A 16,467-nucleotide genomic window follows, 5' to 3' on the forward strand; every position below is an offset into this window, starting at 1 on the left:
CGCCCGCCCGGGGCTGAGTTTCGCTCTCGGCTGTTGCCGGTGTCCCGAATGAGTCATTCGCGACGTCCCGACGCACTGCCGCACCTGGCCGACAGCCGCGGCGCGCGCTCGTTCCCCCGGGCCCCTCGCCCGCCCCCGCCCCCGCCCCGCCACCCCTGCCCTCATGCCAGCGCCTCGGCTACCTCGTCGACTGTCAGCCACCGCTCGGGGGCCAGGATCTTGGCCACCTGCGGGGCGAACGCCGGCGAGGCGACGACCACCTCCTTCGTCGGGCCGTCCGCCACCACCTCGCCCTCGGCCATGACCACCACGCGGTCGGCCACCGTGGCCACGAACTCGACGTCGTGGGTGGCCAGCACTACCGCGTGGCCCTGCGAGGCCAGCTCTCGCAGGGTCGCCGCGAAGCGCCTTTTGGCGTGGTAGTCCAGGCCTCGGGTCGGCTCGTCGAGCAGGACCAGCGGTGGGGCCGACGCCAGCTGGATCGCCAGGACCAACGCCAGTCGCTGCCCTTCCGAAAGGTCGCCGGGGTGCGCTTCACCGGCGATTCCGGGGGCGAGCCTGTCCAGCAGGGCCCGGGCCGTTCCTGCCGGGACCTCCGACTCGGTGTCCGCCTGTGCGCACTCGGCGTCCACCGAATCGAGGTACAGCAGGTCGGCCGGGGTCTGCGGGACCAGCCCCACGCGCTGACGGGCCACTCGTGACTTGAGCGATGCCGGGTCCGCGCCGCCGACGTCGACCTTCCCCGCCGACCTCGGGCCACTGCCCTGCACCGCCCAGAGAAGCGACGACTTGCCGGAGCCGTTGCGTCCCATCAGCGCGACCACCTCGCCCGGTCCGACACGCAGGTCCACCCCGCGCACCGCCAGGACATCTCCGTATCGAACCACCACCCCTCTCACGTCCAGTGCCGAACCGGTCACCGAGAGACTACGACCCACCACCGACAGTTTTTGACCACGCAGCTGAAGGCGAGCGCGCAGCGGCCCCGCGACCCGGCGCGCGTCCCGGACCGACAGGGGTAGCGGCGACCAGCCCGCCAGCCGCCCCAGCTCGGCGATCGGGGGTGCGATCGACGACGTCGCCAGGATTTCGGCCGGCGGCCCGGAGCGCACCGACCCGTCGCCCGGCAGGTACAGCAGCCGATCCGCGTACTGGGCCACCCGCTCCATCCGGTGCTCCGCCACGATCACCGTCGTGCCCAGGTCGTGCACCAGGCGGGTGATCGCCGCGAGCACGTCCTCGGCGGCCGTCGGGTCCAGCGCCGACGTCGGCTCGTCGAGCACGACGACCGAAGGGTGCGCGGTCAGCACCGAGCCGATCGCGACGCGCTGCTGCTGCCCGCCCGACAGTGTCCGAAGTGGACGGTTGCGGAGCTCCGCGATCCCCAGCAGGTCCAGGGTTTCCTCGACGCGCTTGCGCATGACGTCCGGCGGCACCGCCAGCTGCTCCATCGCGTACGCGAGTTCTTCCTCGACGGTGTCCGTCACGAACCCGGAGAGGGGGTCCTGCCCGACGACGCCGACGACCGACGCCAGCTCCCGCGGCGGGTGAAGCGACGTGTCGAAACCACCGACGACGACCCGGCCGGAGAGGCGGCCGCCGGTGAAGTGCGGGACGAGCCCGTTGAGCGCGCCGAGGAACGTCGACTTGCCCGCTCCCGTCGGCCCCGCGACCAGGCACAACTCGCCCTCTTCGACCAGCAGCGACACGTCCGACAGCACCGGCCGCGAGGCGTCCGGGTAGGTCACCGTGACCCGGGAGAACTCGATCATCGGACGACCTCCGGAACAGGGGGCGCGACGAACGCCGGCAGCACCGCGACCAGCACGGACAACGCGTGCACCCAGGAAACCTCCGGCCAGCGCAGCGGGCTCAGCGAAGGGAACAACCGGCCGGGGTCGATCCGCGCGGTCGCAAACAGCAGCGCGCACGCCCCGATGCCCGCGGCCACGACCAGCGTCTCCGGCCAGCGCCACGGGTCCGGCCGGTACGCCGTCCGCCGCACCCGTCGCCCGCCGAGGACGAAGCCCACGATCGCCACCCCCAGCCCGCCCGCCAGCAGCGGCACGCCGAGCCAGGACGACGTCCCGTCGAGCACGCCGTAGACGCCGACGCAGACGCCGGCCAGCCCGGCCAAGACGCAGGCCGCGATCAGCGCCCGCAGCCCGGCGCTCAAGTAGGCCCGGCGGCCGTAGCCCCGGGAGTCCATCGCGGCCGCCAGCCTCAGGGACCGGTCCATCGCGTCCTCCAGCACCGGCACCACGATGCCCTTCACCGCCCGCAGCCCGCGCCTGGGGCCCGCCCGCAGCCGGCGGGCCCGCCGCACGCGCTGCACGCTCTCGACGAGCTGCGGAGCGACCGTCAACGCCACCGTGACCGCCGTGCCCACCTCGTACAACGCTCCCGGAACCGCCTTGAGCAGGCGTTTCGGGTTGGCCAGGGCGTTCGCCGCGCCGATGCAGACGACCATCGTCGCCAGCCGCAGACCGTCGTAGAAGCCACCGAGCAGTTCCTCCGCCGACGTCGGCCCGAACAGGGACAACCCGGCGGCGAGCGGGATCCGCGGCAACCTGAACAGCACGTGCCCGCCGTCTTCGCCGCCGATCACGATCCGGAACAGCACGCGTGAGGCGACGATCAGCGCGCCGACGTAGACGTACAGCCGGAACGCCAGCGCCCAGGGCGCGTCAGTGCGCCGGTTCGCGACGACGAATCCGGCGACGGCGATGATCAGGCCGAGCAGCAGCGGGTTCGTCGTCCGGCTGGCGGCGACGGCCAGCGCGAGCGCCCAGGCCCACCAGGCGCCGGGGTGCAGCGCCCTACTGCGCACGCCGGCGACGGGCGACGACGATCCCGGCGCCGCCGAGCAGCACGATCACCACGGCCCCGAGCACCAGGCCCCACGGGAACGAACCGTCGGCAGCGGCGGCGGGAGCGGGGGCCGGCGAGGACGCCTGGCGCACCGGCGCCACCCGCGGCGGCGCCGGCAGGTCGTTCGCCGACTTCGGCCGCGCGTACGCCCACCCCTCGAACCCGCCCGGGGCCGGCTTGGCCGTCTGCGCCCCCTCCTGGCTCGACGTCCAGCTGCCCCCGGCCGAAGCGTGCCAGTAGCTCCAGTACGCCGTCGCCGACGGCATCCCCGCGCAGGACTCGACGTCGGGGCCGGGCTTGCCGTTGATCCGGCAGGCCACGGCGAGGCCGTACTTCTGCGAGCCTGCCACCTCGATCCCGGCCTCCTGCAGGGCCGCGATGCCGTTCGCGGGCGTCCCGGCGGCGCAGCGGATCAATGACCCGGGGCCGAGATCGCCGAAGTCGACGACCACCGTCACGCCGCCGCCCTCCGAGCAGGCCCCGTCGGTGCCCGTCGCCGAAGCGGGTGCGGCACCCACGAAGGCGGCGCCGAACAGAAGAGCGCAAACGACGGCGAAGCGGGACGCGATCATGCAAGAACCTTAACCAGCCCGGACGCGGTTCCGGAGCGACGCGGGACACACCTAGACTGCGGATCGTGGGACAGCTCATCGCGGACGGACAGCTGCGCGTCGGCCTGATCGGCGCCGGCCCGTGGGCGACGACGGTCCACGCACCCGGACTGGCGGATCATCCCGGCACGGCGCTGACCGCGGTCTGGGCCCGGCGGCCGGAGGCTGCGCAAACGCTTGCGGAGACGCACTGCGCGGCCGCCGCCCGCAGCGTCGAGGAGCTGTTCGAGCAGGTGGACGCGGTCGCGTTGGCCGTCCCGCCGTCGATCCAGGCCGAGCTGGGCGTCCGCGCGGCCGAAGCCGGGAAGCACCTGATCCTCGAGAAGCCGATCGCCGCCGACCTCGACGGTGCACGGCGGCTGGCCGACGCGGTCGCGGCCGCCGACGTGGCCGCGCTCGTCGTGCTGACCCTGCGCTACTCGGCGCAGACGCAGGAGTGGCTCGCCGACCTCGCCCAGGCGGGCGGCTGGGCGGGCGGCGGCGCGCGCTGGCTGTCCGGTGCCGTGCTCGGCGGCCAGTACGCCGGCTCGGAGTGGCGGCAGGACGACGGCGGCGCGCTGTTCGACATCGGCCCGCACGCCCTCGATCTGCTGGACGCCGCGCTCGGCCCGATCACCGAGGTCGTGGCCGCGCGGCAGAGCCCCGGCGACCTCTGGCACCTGATGCTGGCGCACGACGGCGGCGTGGTCAGCACGGCCACGCTCTCGCTGCGGCTGCCGGTGCAGCCGACCGTCGTCGAGGTCGCCGTCTGGGGACAGCACGGTTACCGGACGCTCGGCCGCAAACCGGGCTCGGCGCAGGAGTCCTACACCGCACTGCTGGACGATTTCGCGGCGATGATCGCGAGCGGCACGACGACGCACCCCTGCGACGTCCGGCGCGGTCTCCACCTTCAGGTGCTGCTCGAGCAGGCGCGCGAACTGGCCGCGAAGTAGTACACAGGCCTGCTCTCCATCTTTTCTTTGCGGCACAACGCTTTCACATTTCTGCCCGGAATTCATCCACAGGTTGTCCACAGCATCCACTGTGGACAGTTTTCCCCATGACCGAACCACGGCGGGACAACCGGCGCCACCGGAAAGATCACCGAATAGTGCGGTCCGCTCAAAGTGCCGAGTCGATCTTGTGATGCGAAGGTGATCTTGCAAGGGGTCGTTGTACTGCGCACCGAAAAATCTTGAGGGGTTCGAGAAGGGAAGCGCATGGGAGCTCTGCTGCGCGCCTTCTGGGGGATGATTCCGATTTCGGCCATCGCGCTGCCGTACGCGCTGCTCGGCTGGCCGCTGCTCGCGTCGAGGCGCCGCCGGAGAATGGCCGCCCGCCGCGCGAGCGCGACGGCCGCCGTCGACTGCGCCGTCTTCCTCGTCGCATTCCTGGTGTTTTGCCTGGTCACGATGCCTGTCGGCGATTCCGCCGACAGCACGCTGGACCTCGTCCCGGGCGCCGACGTCGCCGCCGCGCTCAGCAGCGACGGATCACTCTGGCAGGTGATCGGCAACGTCCTGCTGCTCTGCCCGCTCGGCGCGCTGCTCCCGCTGCGGGTCCGCCGGTTGCGGGCGCTGCCGCGGATCGCGCTGGCCGCGTTGATCGCGTCCGTGCTGGTGGAAGGTACGCAATATCTGATCCACACCGGGCGCGTGACGTCGGCCGACGACGTCCTGCTCAACGCGGCGGGCGCCACGCTCGGCGCGGCTCTCAGCCGCCGGGGCTGGCGCACGTTGGACCCGGCACCGCCGGTGCCGGTGGCGATCCCGCTGCCGCGCCGCACCATTTGCGAAGCTCCGACGCTCACGCTGCGGGTGCCGAGATCGGTGTGGGACACGCGCTACGCGGCCATCGCGCACCCGGAACGCCAGTAAACCGGTTGCCGGCCGTGCGATCATGGCCGGGAAGAGCCACTTCGAGTTCAAGGAATGACTGCCTATGCCTGGCGCCGCCTTCGGCGTCGGCCCCCGCTAGGCCCGACGCCCAGCGCCCTGCCCGCATGCCCGCCTGGGGCTGCGGTTCCTTGACATGCTCTCGAAAGGCTCCAACCCAGCGATGTCTGCTATCCAGACCTATGTCCGCACCACGGCGCCGCGCGGCCGGGAGACCGAGCGGATCGGCCCGTTCCTAGCCACCTACTCGCCGGGCACGGCCCACCCGATGCTCAACTACGCGATCCCGGACGACGGCGCGCGGCCGACGGCGGCCGAGATCGACGCGCTGACCGCGGCCTACCGGCGGCGGGACCTGCTCCCGCGGCTGGAGTACTTCACCGATGTCGCTCCCGACCTGGAGAAACTGCTGGTCGAAGCGGGGTACGAGCTCGAACGGCGGGTCGCGCTGATGACCTGCACACCGGCCGGGTTCGTCGACCACCCCGCGCCGGGCGGTTACGCCATCCGCGAACCGGAATCCGATGAGGACTACCGCAGGATGCGCTCGACGCAGAACCGCGCGTACGGCGAACCGGCGGAAGTCACCGAGGAAGAGACCGAAAGGGCGAAGCAGAGCAAGGCAGCGGGGGTCGTCTCGGCGCTCGTCGAGGACCTGTCCACCGGCGAGGTCGTCGGCGGCGGAGTCGCGCTCGAAATCGTCGATGGGACCACCGAGGTCGCCGGCATCGGCGTGCTCGACACCCACCGCGGGCGCGGGCTCGCCGCCGCGATCACGGCGTTCCTGACCCGGGACGCGCACGCGAAAGGCGCGCACACCGCGTTCCTGACCCCGGGTGACGCCGAGATCGGACGCATCTACACCCGCGTCGGCTACCGGCCGGCGGGCGAGTGCGTGCACTTGTCGTTGAGCTAGTCGTTCAAGCGGCCGGAGCGGCCTCGCTTCACGTCGCTCCGGCGCTTCTTCGACGCCAGGCGGCGCTCCTTCGAACCCCGGGACGGCTTCGTGGGGCGCCGCTTGGCGGGCGGCGGCGCCGACGCGTCCATCAGCAGGTTCGCCAGCCGGCCGCGCGCCGCCTCGCGGTTCTGCAACTGCGAGCGGTGTTCGCTGGCCGCGATCGTCAGGACGCCGTCGACCAGCCGCGAGCCGAGCCCGGTCAGCACCCGGTCCCGCAGGTGCTCGGGAATCGACGGCGACGCGGCGACGTCGAAGGACAGCTCGACCCGCGAATCCGTGGTGTTCACGCCTTGGCCGCCGGGGCCGGACGAGCGCGAAAAGCGCTCGCTCAACTCGGCTCCCGGGATCGTGAACCGGGAGCCGATCACCACGTCCTCGGCTGCCATGTCACCAGTGTGACAGCTCGGATCAACCGCGTTTCAGAACCGCGGGTGATCGCCCGAGAGCACCGCGCGCGGGCCGTCGACGTCGTCGGCAGGCTGGACGTCGCCCAGCACCCACGCCGGGACGTGCCGCGCGGTGAGCATGGCCAGCGCCCGGTCGACGTCTTCGGCGCCGACGATCGCGACCATGCCGACACCCATGTTGAACGTCTTCTCCAGCTCGGCGCGCTCGACCTTGCCGCGCTGGCCGATCAGTGCGAACACCGGCGCCGGCGTCCAAGTGCCGCGGGCGAGCCGGGCGACCAGGCCGCGCGGCATGACGCGAGCGAGGTTGGCCTCCAAGCCGCCGCCGGTGATGTGCGCGAACGTCCGGACCTCGGTTTCGGCGGCGAGCGCCAGGCAGTCCTTCGCGTAGATCCGCGTCGGCTCCAGCATCTCCTCGCCGAGGGTGCGGCCGAACTCCTCGACGTGCCCGTCGAGCGGCATCCGGGCGATGTCCAGCAGTACGTGCCGGGCCAGCGAGTAGCCGTTCGAGTGCAGGCCGGACGAGCCGAGCGCGAGCACGACGTCACCCGGACGGACCTTCTCCGGCGAGAGCAGCTGCGACGCCTCGACCACGCCGACGCCGGTGGCCGACATGTCGTAGTCGTGCTCGCCCATCAGGCCCGGGTGCTCGGCGGTCTCGCCGCCGAGCAGCGCGCAGCCGGCCTGGACGCAGCCCTCGGCGATGCCGCCCACCAGCGCGGCGATCTTCTCCGGGTGCACCTTGCCGACGGCGATGTAGTCCTGCAGGAACAGCGGCTCGGCACCGGTCACGACCAGGTCGTCGACCACCATGGCGACCAGGTCGATGCCGACGGTGTCGTGCTTGTCGAGCGCCTGCGCGACGGCGATCTTGGTGCCGACGCCGTCGGTGGAGGACGCGAGCACCGGCTCCTTCCACTTGTCGAGCCGCAGGGAGAAGAGCCCGGCGAAACCGCCGACGCCACCCATGACCTCGGGCCGCGTCGCCCGCTCGGCGTGCGGCTTGAGCAGCTCGACGGCTTGGTCGCCGGCGTCGATGCTGACGCCGGCGGCGGCGTACGTGGCGCTCGTGGACTCGCTCACGGTGGAAGGACTCCCTACTGGAAGGAACTCAGGGACGCCGGACGGCGTCTTCGGCACCGTACCCGGCGGGACTGACAGGGGTTGCCGCGCCATTGACCGCGTCCAGGCTTTCAAGCAGGTGCTTTCCGATCAGCGCGTCCTCCGGCAGCGCGATCGGGTACTCGCCCGAGAAGCACGCCGTGCACAGCCGCGACTTCGGCTGCTCCGTCGCCGCGACCAGGCCGTCCAGGGAGATGTAGCCCAGGGAGTCGGCCCCGATCGAGCGGCGGATGCCGTCGAGGTCGACGCCGTTCGCGACCAGTTCGGCCCGCGACGCGAAGTCGATGCCGTAGAAGCACGGCCAGCGGACCGGCGGCGACGCGATCCGGACGTGCACCTCGAGCGCGCCGGCCTCCCGCAGCATGCGGACGAGCGCGCGCTGGGTGTTGCCGCGGACGATCGAGTCGTCCACCACGACCAGGCGCTTGCCGCGGATGACGTCGCGCAGCGGGTTCAGCTTGAGCCGGATGCCCAGCTGGCGGATGGTCTGCGACGGCTGGATGAAGGTGCGCCCGACGTAGGCGTTCTTCACCAGGCCGGTGCCGTAGGGGATGCCCGAACCCTGCGCGTAGCCGATGGCGGCCGGGGTGCCCGACTCCGGCACCGGCATCACCAGGTCGGCCTCGACCGGCTGCTCGGTGGCGAGCCGGCGGCCGATCTCGACGCGGGTGGCGTGCACGCCGCGGCCGGCGATCGTGGTGTCGGGGCGGGCGAGGTAGACGTACTCGAAGACGCAGCCCTTGGGGTCCGGGTTCGCGAACCGGGACGAGCGCAGGCCCGCGGCGTCGATGGCGATCAGCTCGCCCGGCTCGACCTCGCGGACGAACGACGCGCCGACGATGTCGAGGCCCGCCGTCTCGCTCGAGACGACCCAGCCGCGCTCGAGCCGGCCGAGCACCAGCGGGTGCACGCCGTGCGGGTCGCGGGCCGCGTACAGCGTGTTCTCGTCGGCGAACACCAGGCAGAAGGCGCCCTTGAGGGTGGGCAGCAGCTCCATGGCGGCCGCCTCGATGCCCTTGTCGGCGGCGTTCGCGGCGAGCAGGCCGCAGATCAGGTCGGAGTCGCTGGACGAACCGGTCAGGCCCGCGTGCGGCTTGAGCCCCGCTGCGATGGTGCGTTCGCGCAGCTCGGCCGTGTTGACGAGGTTGCCGTTGTGCGCGAAGGAGAGGCCGCTGCCGGTCGCGGTGGTGCGGAAGATCGGCTGGGCGTTCTCCCAGATGGTCGCGCCGGTGGTCGAGTACCGGCAGTGCCCGACGGCGATGTGGCCCTGCAGCGACTGCAGGATCTGCTCGTCGAACACCTGGCTGACCAGGCCGAGGTCCTTGAAGACCACGATCTGCGAGCCGTCGGAGACGGAGATGCCGGCGGCCTCCTGGCCCCGGTGCTGCAGGGCGTAGAGGCCGTAGTAGGTCAGCTTCGCGACTTCTTCCCCGGGAGCCCAGACGCCGAAGACGCCACACTCCTCACGGGGTTCCGGGTCGGGCTGGTCGGACACGACTTGCGGGTCGGAAACCACCGAGGAGCTCCTGGGAAGACGTGGTCAGGCCAGTTTCAGTGTAGACGGTGCGAACATGAGTCAGGCCCCGCCCGACGTGGCACTGACCACTTCGGACGGGGCCCGCAAGCCTGCACGTCTACTGTGTCGTTCGTTACCAATCCGACCACAGCCACGGCCGAATGGCCTCGTGGCAACGGGTGCTTACCGCTCGGGGGTCGGCCTACTTTTGGTCGGATTGCTAACACGCATCCGGCAACGCGAGGATCTCCGTCAGGACCTGCGCGCCTTCCCCGCGGCGGCGCCACAGCCACCGCTCCGGCTCGAAGATGTTCTCCTCGGAGCCGGGCATCCTGGTCGCCACGACGTCGTCCTCGGCGTTGAGCCGGACCACGTCCACCACGTCATCGTGCACCCGCACGCCGACGACGGCGAGGACCTCGCCACGCTCGTCGGCGGGGTGGACGAACTGGTAGCCGCGGGCGACCAGCTCCTGCAGTCCGGTTTCGATGTCGAAGACGGGGGCGACGGCCTCAGCCGAGGACATCGTCGAATTCACCGTCCTTCGCACCCGCCAGGAATGCCGCCATCTCGGCGCGCGTGTAGACGAGCGCCGGGCCGGTCGGGAACCGCGAGTTGCGCATTGCGATCTCCCCGTTGGACAGCGGTGCGACCTCGACGCAGTTGCCGTTGAAATTGCTGTAGCTCGCCTTACGCCATTCGACACCGGTCAGCCGATCAGCCGGGACGCCGTTCTCGAATCGCTCAGCCATGATCCCACCTCTCGAAGCAGAAAAGCCTTCCGGACGATGCATCTGCATGTGCATTTGCCCGCGTGATCGAGGCTAGCACGTGTGCCTGCAGCGGTAAATGCACGTGCAGAATTTCTTGCAAAGTTCTCGGACGGTAAAGCACCCGCGGATCGCGCTTACCCTGTCGGGCGATCGCTACTCGCCCTAACGGGTTAACCGCTACGCCAAGTTACCGGTCAGCGCGCAACCGTCGGCACCGCCGAATCGGGTACAGGCAAACGCTTCCTAGATCTCCTGACGGCGCTTCGCGAGCATCGCCCGGCTCCGCTCCGGCGTTTCCGCGTCGACCGCCAGCATATCCAGCGCGCGGCTGTACTTTTCGATCTCTTCGCGCTTCTCGATGTAGTGCGCGCCGGTCAGGTACTCGACGTAGGCGATGTTCGGCAGCTCCGGCTCACCGAATCGCAGCAGTGAAAAGGCGTGTTCCGCGGACAACCCGCTGTTCGCGTACGGCAGCACCTGAACCGACACGTGCGGCAACGCGCTCATCTCGAGCAGGTATTCGATCTGCTGCTTGAGGACCTTCATGCCCCCGATCGGGCGGTGCAGCACCGACTCGTCGAGCACCATCCACACGCGGGGCGCGTCCGGCCTGCTGAACATCTTCTGCCGCCGCATCCGCAGCGCGACCAGCTGGTCGACCCGCTCGTCGGCCATGTCCGGACGGCCGTGGCTGAAGATCGCCCGTGCGTACGGCTCGATCTGCAGGAGCCCGGACACGTAGACCGGCTCCCAGATCTGGATTCGCGCGGCGGCTTCTTCGAGGCCGACGAGGTCGGTGAACCAGTTCGGCATGGTGTCGCCGAAGCGCCGCCACCAGCCCGGCTCGTTCGACTGCTTGACCATGTCGAGGAACGCCCGGCGCTCCGTCGCGTCTTCGACGCCGTACATCGTCAGCAGGTCGGTGACGTCGCGTTCCTTGAACCCGACCCGGCCCAGCTCCAGCCGGCTGATCTTCGACTCGGACCCGCGGATGTTGTAACCGGCCTGCTGACGGGTGATGCCGGCCTCTTCGCGGAGCCGTCGCAGCTGCGAGCCCAGGATCATCCGGCGTGCCGTGGGGCCGATGTTCTGCTCTCCTGCGGACGCGTTCACCGCGTTCATTCCCGGACCTTCCGCGCTCACGTCACCAGGGGGTTCTAGCCCGACTACCGAAAGTACACGTTAACCCGTCTTGCGCAAAGGGGTGACCCGGTTTACCCCATGCGCGCGTCGTCCTACTGTACGTAGAGCACGAGACTTTCGACACAGAACTTGCGAGGTTCAAGATGCCCGACGCCGCGACCCGGACCGAACGAGTTCCCGTGGGGGTCGACCCGACCCGAGCGAGCATCGCGCGCGTGTACGACGCCTTCCTGCTCGGGAAGGACAACTACGAGATCGACCGGGAGGTCCTGCACAAGGTGCAGAAGGCCGCCCCGGAAGCGCAGGACCTCGCGTTCGAAAACCGCGGGTTCCTGATCCGCGCCTGCCGCTTCCTCGCCAGCCAGACCGGTATCACCCAGTTCCTCGACTGCGGCTCCGGCCTGCCGACCGCCGAGAACACCCACCAGGTCGTCCAGCGGATCAACCCGGACATCCAGGTCGTCTACGTCGACAACGACCCGGTGGTGCTGGCCCACGGCCGCGCGCTGCTCGAAGAGAACGAGAACACCCACTTCGTAGCCGAGGACATCTTCGAGCCGCAGCGGATCCTCGAGAACGAAGTCGTCCGGCAGCACATCGACTTCTCGCAGCCGGTCGCGTTCCTGCAGATGGGCACGATGCACCACTACAACGGCCCGTCGGAGCGGCCGGCGGAGATCATGAACGAGTACATCGACGCGCTGCCGTCGGGCTCGTTCGTGGCGCTCTCGCACTTCTTCGACCCCGAGGACGACGACTCCGCGACCGCCCGCAAGATGGAGGACTTCTTCCTGCACAGCCCGATGGGCTCGGGCACGTTCCGGACGCAGAAGGAGATCGAGGACCTGTTCCCCGGTCTCGAAATGGTGCCCCCGGGCGTGGTCCGGTGCGCCGACTGGTGGCCGGACGGCCCGCGGCTCAAGGACCTCAACGTCGCCCAGCGGACCATCGCGGGCGGGATCGGCCGCAAACCGTAGTCCCGGTCCCCACCGGCGCAGCCGTCACGGCTGTCAGAAACGCAGCAGCGGAAGCCAGTACGACAGGTCGGCCCGGGCGCCCGACGCGGACACCCGGCCGCCGGCCACGGCCGTGGTCCAGTCCAGTTGTCCGGTGGCCAGCTCGAGCCACGTGCGCGGATCGGTCTCGATCACGTTCGGCGGGGTGCCCCGGGTGTGCCGCGGCCCCGCCACGCACTGCACCGCGGCGAAGGGCGGCACCCGCACCTCGACCGTCCGGCCCGGCGCGTCGGCCTCCAGCACGCGCAGGGACAGGCGCACCGCCGCGGCCAGTTCCGGGCGCGCCGGATCGGGCGCATCGCCCTGCAACCACGGGTAAACCGCCAGCACCGCCGCACGTAACTGTCCGGGGTCGACCGAACGCGAAGAGGCCATGGGCAAACAGTAGAGTGGCGCACCAGGACTTGGCAGGCACACCCGAGAACGTGGGGATGACGATGGCGCAGCGGGACGAGTCGGATCGGATGGTTTCGCAGCAGCCCACCGGAAGCGGAGCCGATCGCCCCGGCAGGCACGGCAAGCAGAACCGGGCCGCACGGCGCGAAGGCCAGCAGGCGCGCCGCACCGGCAAGCACGGCACACCGGAGATCACCGAGGAGATGCGCGCGAACGCCCGCGCCAACCCGGACAGCTGGCTCTACGTCATCGACGAGGCCTTCGACCCGAACGGCCCGGTGCCGTCGTGGGCGGTCGTCGGCGCGTACCCGGTGAACGGCGCCGGCGACGTCGTCGCGGACTTCCACCCCAACGACCGCTACCGGCCCTCGCCCAAGGCGCTCGGCTTCCCGGAACCGGCCAACGACCTCGAGCACCTGCTGCAGCTCGTCCGCACCGAGCACCGCCCGCCGTCGGACCTGCCGAAGGTCGTCCTCGACGCGACGCTGTTCGTCTATGCGATGTCGCCGGTGCAGCGGACCGTCATCGGCTTCCACAACGCCGACGGCCGCGTCATGGTGCCCGCGTACACCCGCAAGGCGCTGGTGCCGCGCGAGTGGCCGCACGCGCGGGCCGTGCTCGGCCGCGACATCGTCGACCTGCTCGGCGGGCACCCGGTCGCGATCAACCCGCACGACCTCATCACGGCCGTCGTGCCGGCGGAGCACCTGGCGAAGGCCGTCGCCGACGAGCGGCGCTGACCTGGGGCTCCCACCCTATCGAGTGATCATCGATTCGCCGATCCGGCGACGCCGGTGCATCGTGAGGCTGAAGAAGTCTCACGAGATCGGTGGGGAGCAAGAGGGTGAAACGACGTTCGCTGCCCTTCGCCGCCGTCCTCGCGTCCGTCCTGCTCGTGGCCGGGCAGGCGCCGGCGAAGGCCGTCGACGTCTACGCCGGCGCGGAGGACCACTACGCGGGTTCGCAGATCGCCGCGGTCGAGGGCGTCGGCGAGGCCCCCGACGTGCTGTACGACGGGGCGGACCAGCAGCTCGGGCACGACGTCAGCGGGCACCAGGGCCCGGTCGACTGGCCCGGCGCGGCGGGATCGGGCGCCAAGTTCGTCTACGTCAAGGCGACCGAGGGCACCGGGTTCGTGAACCCGCAGTTCGCGCAGCAGTACAACGGCTCGTACCAGGCCGGCCTGATCCGCGGCGCGTACCACTTCGCGCGGCCGGACGTCTCCGACGGCGCGTCGCAGGCGCGGTACTTCCTGGCCCACGGCGGCGGCTGGTCGAAGGACGGCAAGACGCTGCCCGGCGCGCTCGACGCGGAGTACAACCCGTACGGCGAAACGTGTTACGGCAAGGACGCCGCGGGCATGGTCGCCTGGATCCGCGCGTTCTCCGACACCTACCGCGCGGCGACCGGCCGGTTCCCGACGATCTACACGTCGACGAGCTGGTGGAAGCGGTGCACCGCGAACAACGGCGGGTTCGGCGCCAACCCGCTCTGGATCGCGCGCTACAACACCTTCATCGGCGAGCTGCCGTCCGGCTGGAGCGTCCACACGATCTGGCAGTTCGCCGACCGCGGCACCCTGCCCGGCGACCAGAACTGGTTCAACGGCCCGGCGGACCGGTTACTCGCCTTGGCGCTGGGCTGAATGGAGCAACCGTCGAATAATAGGTGTTAACTCGTCACCAATTAACGATCTTCTTCCCGGGAAAATCACCCACACGTATACCCAATTTCACGGAACTGAGTGACAAACGCCACTTCGTCCTCAACAATCGTGCTCGGGCGGCTACCTGCAGTTAGCCGCCCATCGCGAGGGTATCCGTGAAGGGATTCAACGATGTCCACCTCCCGAAGAGGGCGGCTGTTCGCTGCCCTGGTCGTCCCGGCCACGCTGCTCCTGCTCGGCAGCACGGCGCAGGCAACGACCTTCTCCCCCGAAGTCGACCCCGTGGCCGCGATCAACGCGGACATCGCACAGCACAACCACGAACTGGGGTCGCAGATCCGGCGCGTCGAAGGCGACAAGTCGACGCCGGACACGCAGAAGGCGGCCCAGCAGCCGCAGCCCGGCCAGGCCATTCCCGGCCAGGTACTGGCCACGGTGGCCGGCATGGACGTCGCCAGCTACCAGGGCAACGTCGACTGGGCGAACTGGTGGAACCAAGGCAAGCGGTTCGTCTGGACCAAAGCCACGGAGAGCACCAACTACACCAACCCGTACTTCGCCCAGCAGTACAACGGCTCCTACAACCAGGGCTTCATCCGCGGCGCCTACCACTTCGCCACGCCGAACACCTCGAGCGGCGCGGCGCAGGCCCGCTACTTCGTCGCCCACGGCGGTGGCTGGTCGAAGGACGGCAGGACGCTGCCCGGGGCGCTGGACATGGAGTACAACCCGTACGGCGCGACCTGCTACGGGCTGAGCAAGGCGGGGATGACGTCGTGGATCCTCGACTTCCACGACACCTACCACGCCCTGACCGGCCGTTATCCGGCGATCTACACATCGGCGAGCTGGTGGGGCAGCTGCGTGAGCGGTGACTTCTCCAGCACGGCCCCGCTGTGGGTCGCGCGGTACGCGTCGTCGGTCGGCGCCCTGCCCTACAACTGGGGCTTCTACACCGTCTGGCAGTACACCTCGAGCCCGCTCGACCAGGACACCTTCAACGGTGCCTACGACCGGCTCCAGGCACTCGCCACCGGCTGACCCCACCCCGCGCCGGCTCCCGGATCGTGACCGCTTCGCGCCGCCACCGTCCGGGAGCCGGTTTCATGCCGTACCGTCCGAGCTTGCAGAATGCTGCAGCCACGTCCTGGGGGAACCGCACGCCGCCACCGGACGTCGGAAGCGCACGAACACCCAGCGCCCGGAAGGCATGAAAGATGACCTACCCGCCTCAGCCCGGCCAGCCCGATCCGTACGGCCAGCCCAATCCGTACGGCCAGCCACCGTCCGGCGGCTTCCAGCAGCAGGGCGGGTGGGACCCCAACCAGCAGCAACAGCCGTACCCGACGCAGCAATACCCGCAGGGCTGGGACCCGAACCAGCAGGGCTACCCGCCGGCGTCGGGCGGTTTCCCGGCCACTCCGCAGCAGGCGTGGGGTGACCCGTACGCGCAGCAGCAATCGGCGTGGGCGGACCCGAACGCGCAGCAGTACGGCCAGCAGGCCTGGGACCCGAACGCGGCCGGCCAGGTGTCCGGCTGGGACCCGGCGACCGGCGGCTACTCCCAGGGTTTCGGCGGGCCGCCCGCGCCGCCGAAGAAGAGCAAGACCGGGATGTGGATCGCCATCGGCTCCGCCGTGGTCGTCGTGCTCGCCCTGGTGGGCATCACGGGCTTCGTCGCCCCCGGGTTCTTCCTTTCGAAGGACGACACCAACACGGCCGCGGGCCCGTCGTCGAGCACGTCGGCCAAGCCGTCCACGCCGAAGCCGACGTCCAAGAAGCCGACGACCTCGAAGCCGCCGTCCGGCGGCGAGGGCAGCAGCTCGGACGCCAAGGCCGTGCTGCAGGGCTTCATCGACAAGCTGAACACGGGCGACAACGCCGGCGCCGTCGCGATGGGCTGCACCGACTCGAAGGAACTGCTCAGCTCGTGGCTCGAGACGTTCCTCAAGCCGCCGCTGAAGCTGCAGCTCGGTGACGTGCCCGCCGACAAGTACCTGGTCGAGGGCGAGGTCACCGGGACGTCCGCCGGCAAGCCGGTCAAGGGCACGCTGAGCGCGACGAACTTCGACAAAAAGGGCTTCTGCGTCAGCACGATGCTGGTGTCCTGA

General features: G+C 70.4%; 18 protein-coding genes. 8 read left to right on the top strand and 10 right to left on the bottom strand.

The window, feature by feature from the left end; translation table 11 throughout:
• Positions 1–161: 161 nt before the first annotated feature.
• From ACLJQF_RS12795 to ACLJQF_RS12805, 3 genes are read right to left on the bottom strand one after another with little or no spacing between them, the layout of a single operon-like run.
• Positions 162–1,772 (bottom strand): ABC transporter ATP-binding protein, encoded by a 1,611-nt coding sequence (locus ACLJQF_RS12795; protein ID WP_410608505.1) that lies wholly within the window; start codon positions 1,770–1,772, stop codon positions 162–164.
• Complete coding sequence (locus tag ACLJQF_RS12800; RefSeq protein ID WP_410608507.1) at positions 1,769–2,830, bottom strand: CbiQ family ECF transporter T component; 1,062 nt, start codon at positions 2,828–2,830, stop codon at positions 1,769–1,771. The genes ACLJQF_RS12795 and ACLJQF_RS12800 overlap by 4 nt, the downstream gene beginning before the upstream one ends.
• Positions 2,820–3,443, bottom strand: a complete 624-nt coding sequence (locus ACLJQF_RS12805; protein ID WP_410608508.1) for a hypothetical protein — start codon at positions 3,441–3,443, stop codon at positions 2,820–2,822. Before ACLJQF_RS12805 ends, ACLJQF_RS12800 begins: the two co-directional genes overlap by 11 nt.
• Before the next feature lie 65 nt (positions 3,444–3,508).
• On the opposite strand from ACLJQF_RS12805, the gene ACLJQF_RS12810 reads away from it, so the two are divergent.
• The 3 genes from ACLJQF_RS12810 to ACLJQF_RS12820 all read left to right on the top strand — a co-directional run bounded on the left by ACLJQF_RS12810 (position 3,509) and on the right by ACLJQF_RS12820 (position 6,275).
• Positions 3,509–4,417 carry a Gfo/Idh/MocA family protein gene (locus tag ACLJQF_RS12810; RefSeq protein WP_410608510.1) on the top strand — a complete coding sequence of 303 codons (909 nt, stop codon included), beginning with the start codon at positions 3,509–3,511 and terminating at the stop codon, positions 4,415–4,417.
• 267 nt (positions 4,418–4,684) lie between these two features.
• Positions 4,685–5,341 carry a VanZ family protein gene (locus ACLJQF_RS12815; RefSeq protein WP_410608512.1) on the top strand — a complete coding sequence of 219 codons (657 nt, stop codon included), beginning with the start codon at positions 4,685–4,687 and terminating at the stop codon, positions 5,339–5,341.
• A 181-nt stretch (positions 5,342–5,522) separates the two neighbouring features.
• Positions 5,523–6,275, top strand: a complete 753-nt coding sequence (locus tag ACLJQF_RS12820) for a GNAT family N-acetyltransferase (protein WP_410608513.1) — start codon at positions 5,523–5,525, stop codon at positions 6,273–6,275.
• On the opposite strand, the gene arfB is transcribed toward ACLJQF_RS12820, so the two are convergent.
• The 6 genes from arfB to ACLJQF_RS12850 form a co-directional block, all read right to left on the bottom strand.
• The gene (arfB, locus tag ACLJQF_RS12825; protein ID WP_410608514.1) at positions 6,272–6,703 is read right to left on the bottom strand and encodes an alternative ribosome rescue aminoacyl-tRNA hydrolase ArfB; all 432 of its coding nucleotides are present in this window, start codon (positions 6,701–6,703) and stop codon (positions 6,272–6,274) included. The two genes, ACLJQF_RS12820 and arfB, sit on opposite strands and share 4 nt — an antisense overlap.
• A 33-nt stretch (positions 6,704–6,736) precedes the next feature.
• Positions 6,737–7,807, bottom strand: coding sequence for a phosphoribosylformylglycinamidine cyclo-ligase (gene purM / locus ACLJQF_RS12830; RefSeq protein ID WP_410608515.1), 1,071 nt, complete (start codon positions 7,805–7,807; stop codon positions 6,737–6,739).
• A gap of 28 nt (positions 7,808–7,835) precedes the next feature.
• A complete protein-coding gene (gene purF, locus ACLJQF_RS12835; protein ID WP_410608517.1) occupies positions 7,836–9,362 on the bottom strand; it encodes an amidophosphoribosyltransferase in 1,527 nt (508 codons plus the stop codon).
• 220 nt (positions 9,363–9,582) lie between these two features.
• A complete protein-coding gene (locus tag ACLJQF_RS12840) occupies positions 9,583–9,888 on the bottom strand; it encodes a hypothetical protein (protein WP_410608518.1) in 306 nt (101 codons plus the stop codon).
• Complete coding sequence (locus ACLJQF_RS12845; RefSeq protein WP_086837856.1) at positions 9,875–10,114, bottom strand: DUF397 domain-containing protein; 240 nt, start codon at positions 10,112–10,114, stop codon at positions 9,875–9,877. Before ACLJQF_RS12845 ends, ACLJQF_RS12840 begins: the two co-directional genes overlap by 14 nt.
• A gap of 264 nt (positions 10,115–10,378) precedes the next feature.
• Positions 10,379–11,257 (bottom strand): helix-turn-helix domain-containing protein, encoded by an 879-nt coding sequence (locus ACLJQF_RS12850; protein ID WP_410608520.1) that lies wholly within the window; start codon positions 11,255–11,257, stop codon positions 10,379–10,381.
• Between the two features lie 200 nt (positions 11,258–11,457).
• On the opposite strand from ACLJQF_RS12850, the gene ACLJQF_RS12855 reads away from it, so the two are divergent.
• On the top strand, positions 11,458–12,255 hold the full coding sequence (locus ACLJQF_RS12855; RefSeq protein WP_410608522.1) for an SAM-dependent methyltransferase: 798 nt from the start codon (positions 11,458–11,460) through the stop codon (positions 12,253–12,255).
• A gap of 33 nt (positions 12,256–12,288) precedes the next feature.
• On the opposite strand, the gene ACLJQF_RS12860 is transcribed toward ACLJQF_RS12855, so the two are convergent.
• Positions 12,289–12,669, bottom strand: a complete 381-nt coding sequence (locus ACLJQF_RS12860; RefSeq protein WP_410608523.1) for a sterol carrier family protein — start codon at positions 12,667–12,669, stop codon at positions 12,289–12,291.
• A 56-nt stretch (positions 12,670–12,725) separates the two neighbouring features.
• Between ACLJQF_RS12860 and ACLJQF_RS12865 the strand changes: the two genes are divergently transcribed.
• The 4 genes from ACLJQF_RS12865 (at position 12,726) to ACLJQF_RS12880 (ending at position 16,467) form a co-directional block, all read left to right on the top strand.
• On the top strand, positions 12,726–13,430 hold the full coding sequence (locus ACLJQF_RS12865; RefSeq protein WP_410608525.1) for a type VII secretion system-associated protein: 705 nt from the start codon (positions 12,726–12,728) through the stop codon (positions 13,428–13,430).
• A gap of 104 nt (positions 13,431–13,534) precedes the next feature.
• Positions 13,535–14,335 (top strand): lysozyme, encoded by an 801-nt coding sequence (locus ACLJQF_RS12870; RefSeq protein WP_410608526.1) that lies wholly within the window; start codon positions 13,535–13,537, stop codon positions 14,333–14,335.
• Positions 14,336–14,527: 192 nt separating this feature from the next.
• Positions 14,528–15,397 (top strand): lysozyme, encoded by an 870-nt coding sequence (locus ACLJQF_RS12875; RefSeq protein WP_410608528.1) that lies wholly within the window; start codon positions 14,528–14,530, stop codon positions 15,395–15,397.
• A gap of 176 nt (positions 15,398–15,573) precedes the next feature.
• On the top strand, positions 15,574–16,467 hold the full coding sequence (locus tag ACLJQF_RS12880; RefSeq protein WP_410608530.1) for a hypothetical protein: 894 nt from the start codon (positions 15,574–15,576) through the stop codon (positions 16,465–16,467).

The organism is Amycolatopsis sp. lyj-109 (genome assembly GCF_046548995.1).
In the GTDB taxonomy this organism is placed as follows: domain Bacteria; phylum Actinomycetota; class Actinomycetes; order Mycobacteriales; family Pseudonocardiaceae; genus Amycolatopsis.

Bases quoted from the DNA above. Each gene is read 5' to 3' on its own strand.
- ACLJQF_RS12795 (WP_410608505.1), bottom strand. From the start codon at position 1,772: ATGATCGAGTTCTCCCGGGTCACGGTGACCTACCCGGACGCCTCGCGG.
- ACLJQF_RS12805 (WP_410608508.1), bottom strand. From the start codon at position 3,443: ATGATCGCGTCCCGCTTCGCCGTCGTTTGCGCTCTTCTGTTCGGCGCC.
- ACLJQF_RS12815 (WP_410608512.1), top strand. From the start codon at position 4,685: ATGGGAGCTCTGCTGCGCGCCTTCTGGGGGATGATTCCGATTTCGGCC.
- ACLJQF_RS12820 (WP_410608513.1), top strand. From the start codon at position 5,523: ATGTCTGCTATCCAGACCTATGTCCGCACCACGGCGCCGCGCGGCCGG.
- arfB (WP_410608514.1), bottom strand. From the start codon at position 6,703: ATGGCAGCCGAGGACGTGGTGATCGGCTCCCGGTTCACGATCCCGGGA.
- ACLJQF_RS12840 (WP_410608518.1), bottom strand. From the start codon at position 9,888: ATGTCCTCGGCTGAGGCCGTCGCCCCCGTCTTCGACATCGAAACCGGA.
- ACLJQF_RS12845 (WP_086837856.1), bottom strand. From the start codon at position 10,114: ATGGCTGAGCGATTCGAGAACGGCGTCCCGGCTGATCGGCTGACCGGT.
- ACLJQF_RS12850 (WP_410608520.1), bottom strand. From the start codon at position 11,257: ATGAACGCGGTGAACGCGTCCGCAGGAGAGCAGAACATCGGCCCCACG.
- ACLJQF_RS12860 (WP_410608523.1), bottom strand. From the start codon at position 12,669: ATGGCCTCTTCGCGTTCGGTCGACCCCGGACAGTTACGTGCGGCGGTG.
- ACLJQF_RS12865 (WP_410608525.1), top strand. From the start codon at position 12,726: ATGACGATGGCGCAGCGGGACGAGTCGGATCGGATGGTTTCGCAGCAG.
- ACLJQF_RS12875 (WP_410608528.1), top strand. From the start codon at position 14,528: ATGTCCACCTCCCGAAGAGGGCGGCTGTTCGCTGCCCTGGTCGTCCCG.
- ACLJQF_RS12880 (WP_410608530.1), top strand. From the start codon at position 15,574: ATGACCTACCCGCCTCAGCCCGGCCAGCCCGATCCGTACGGCCAGCCC.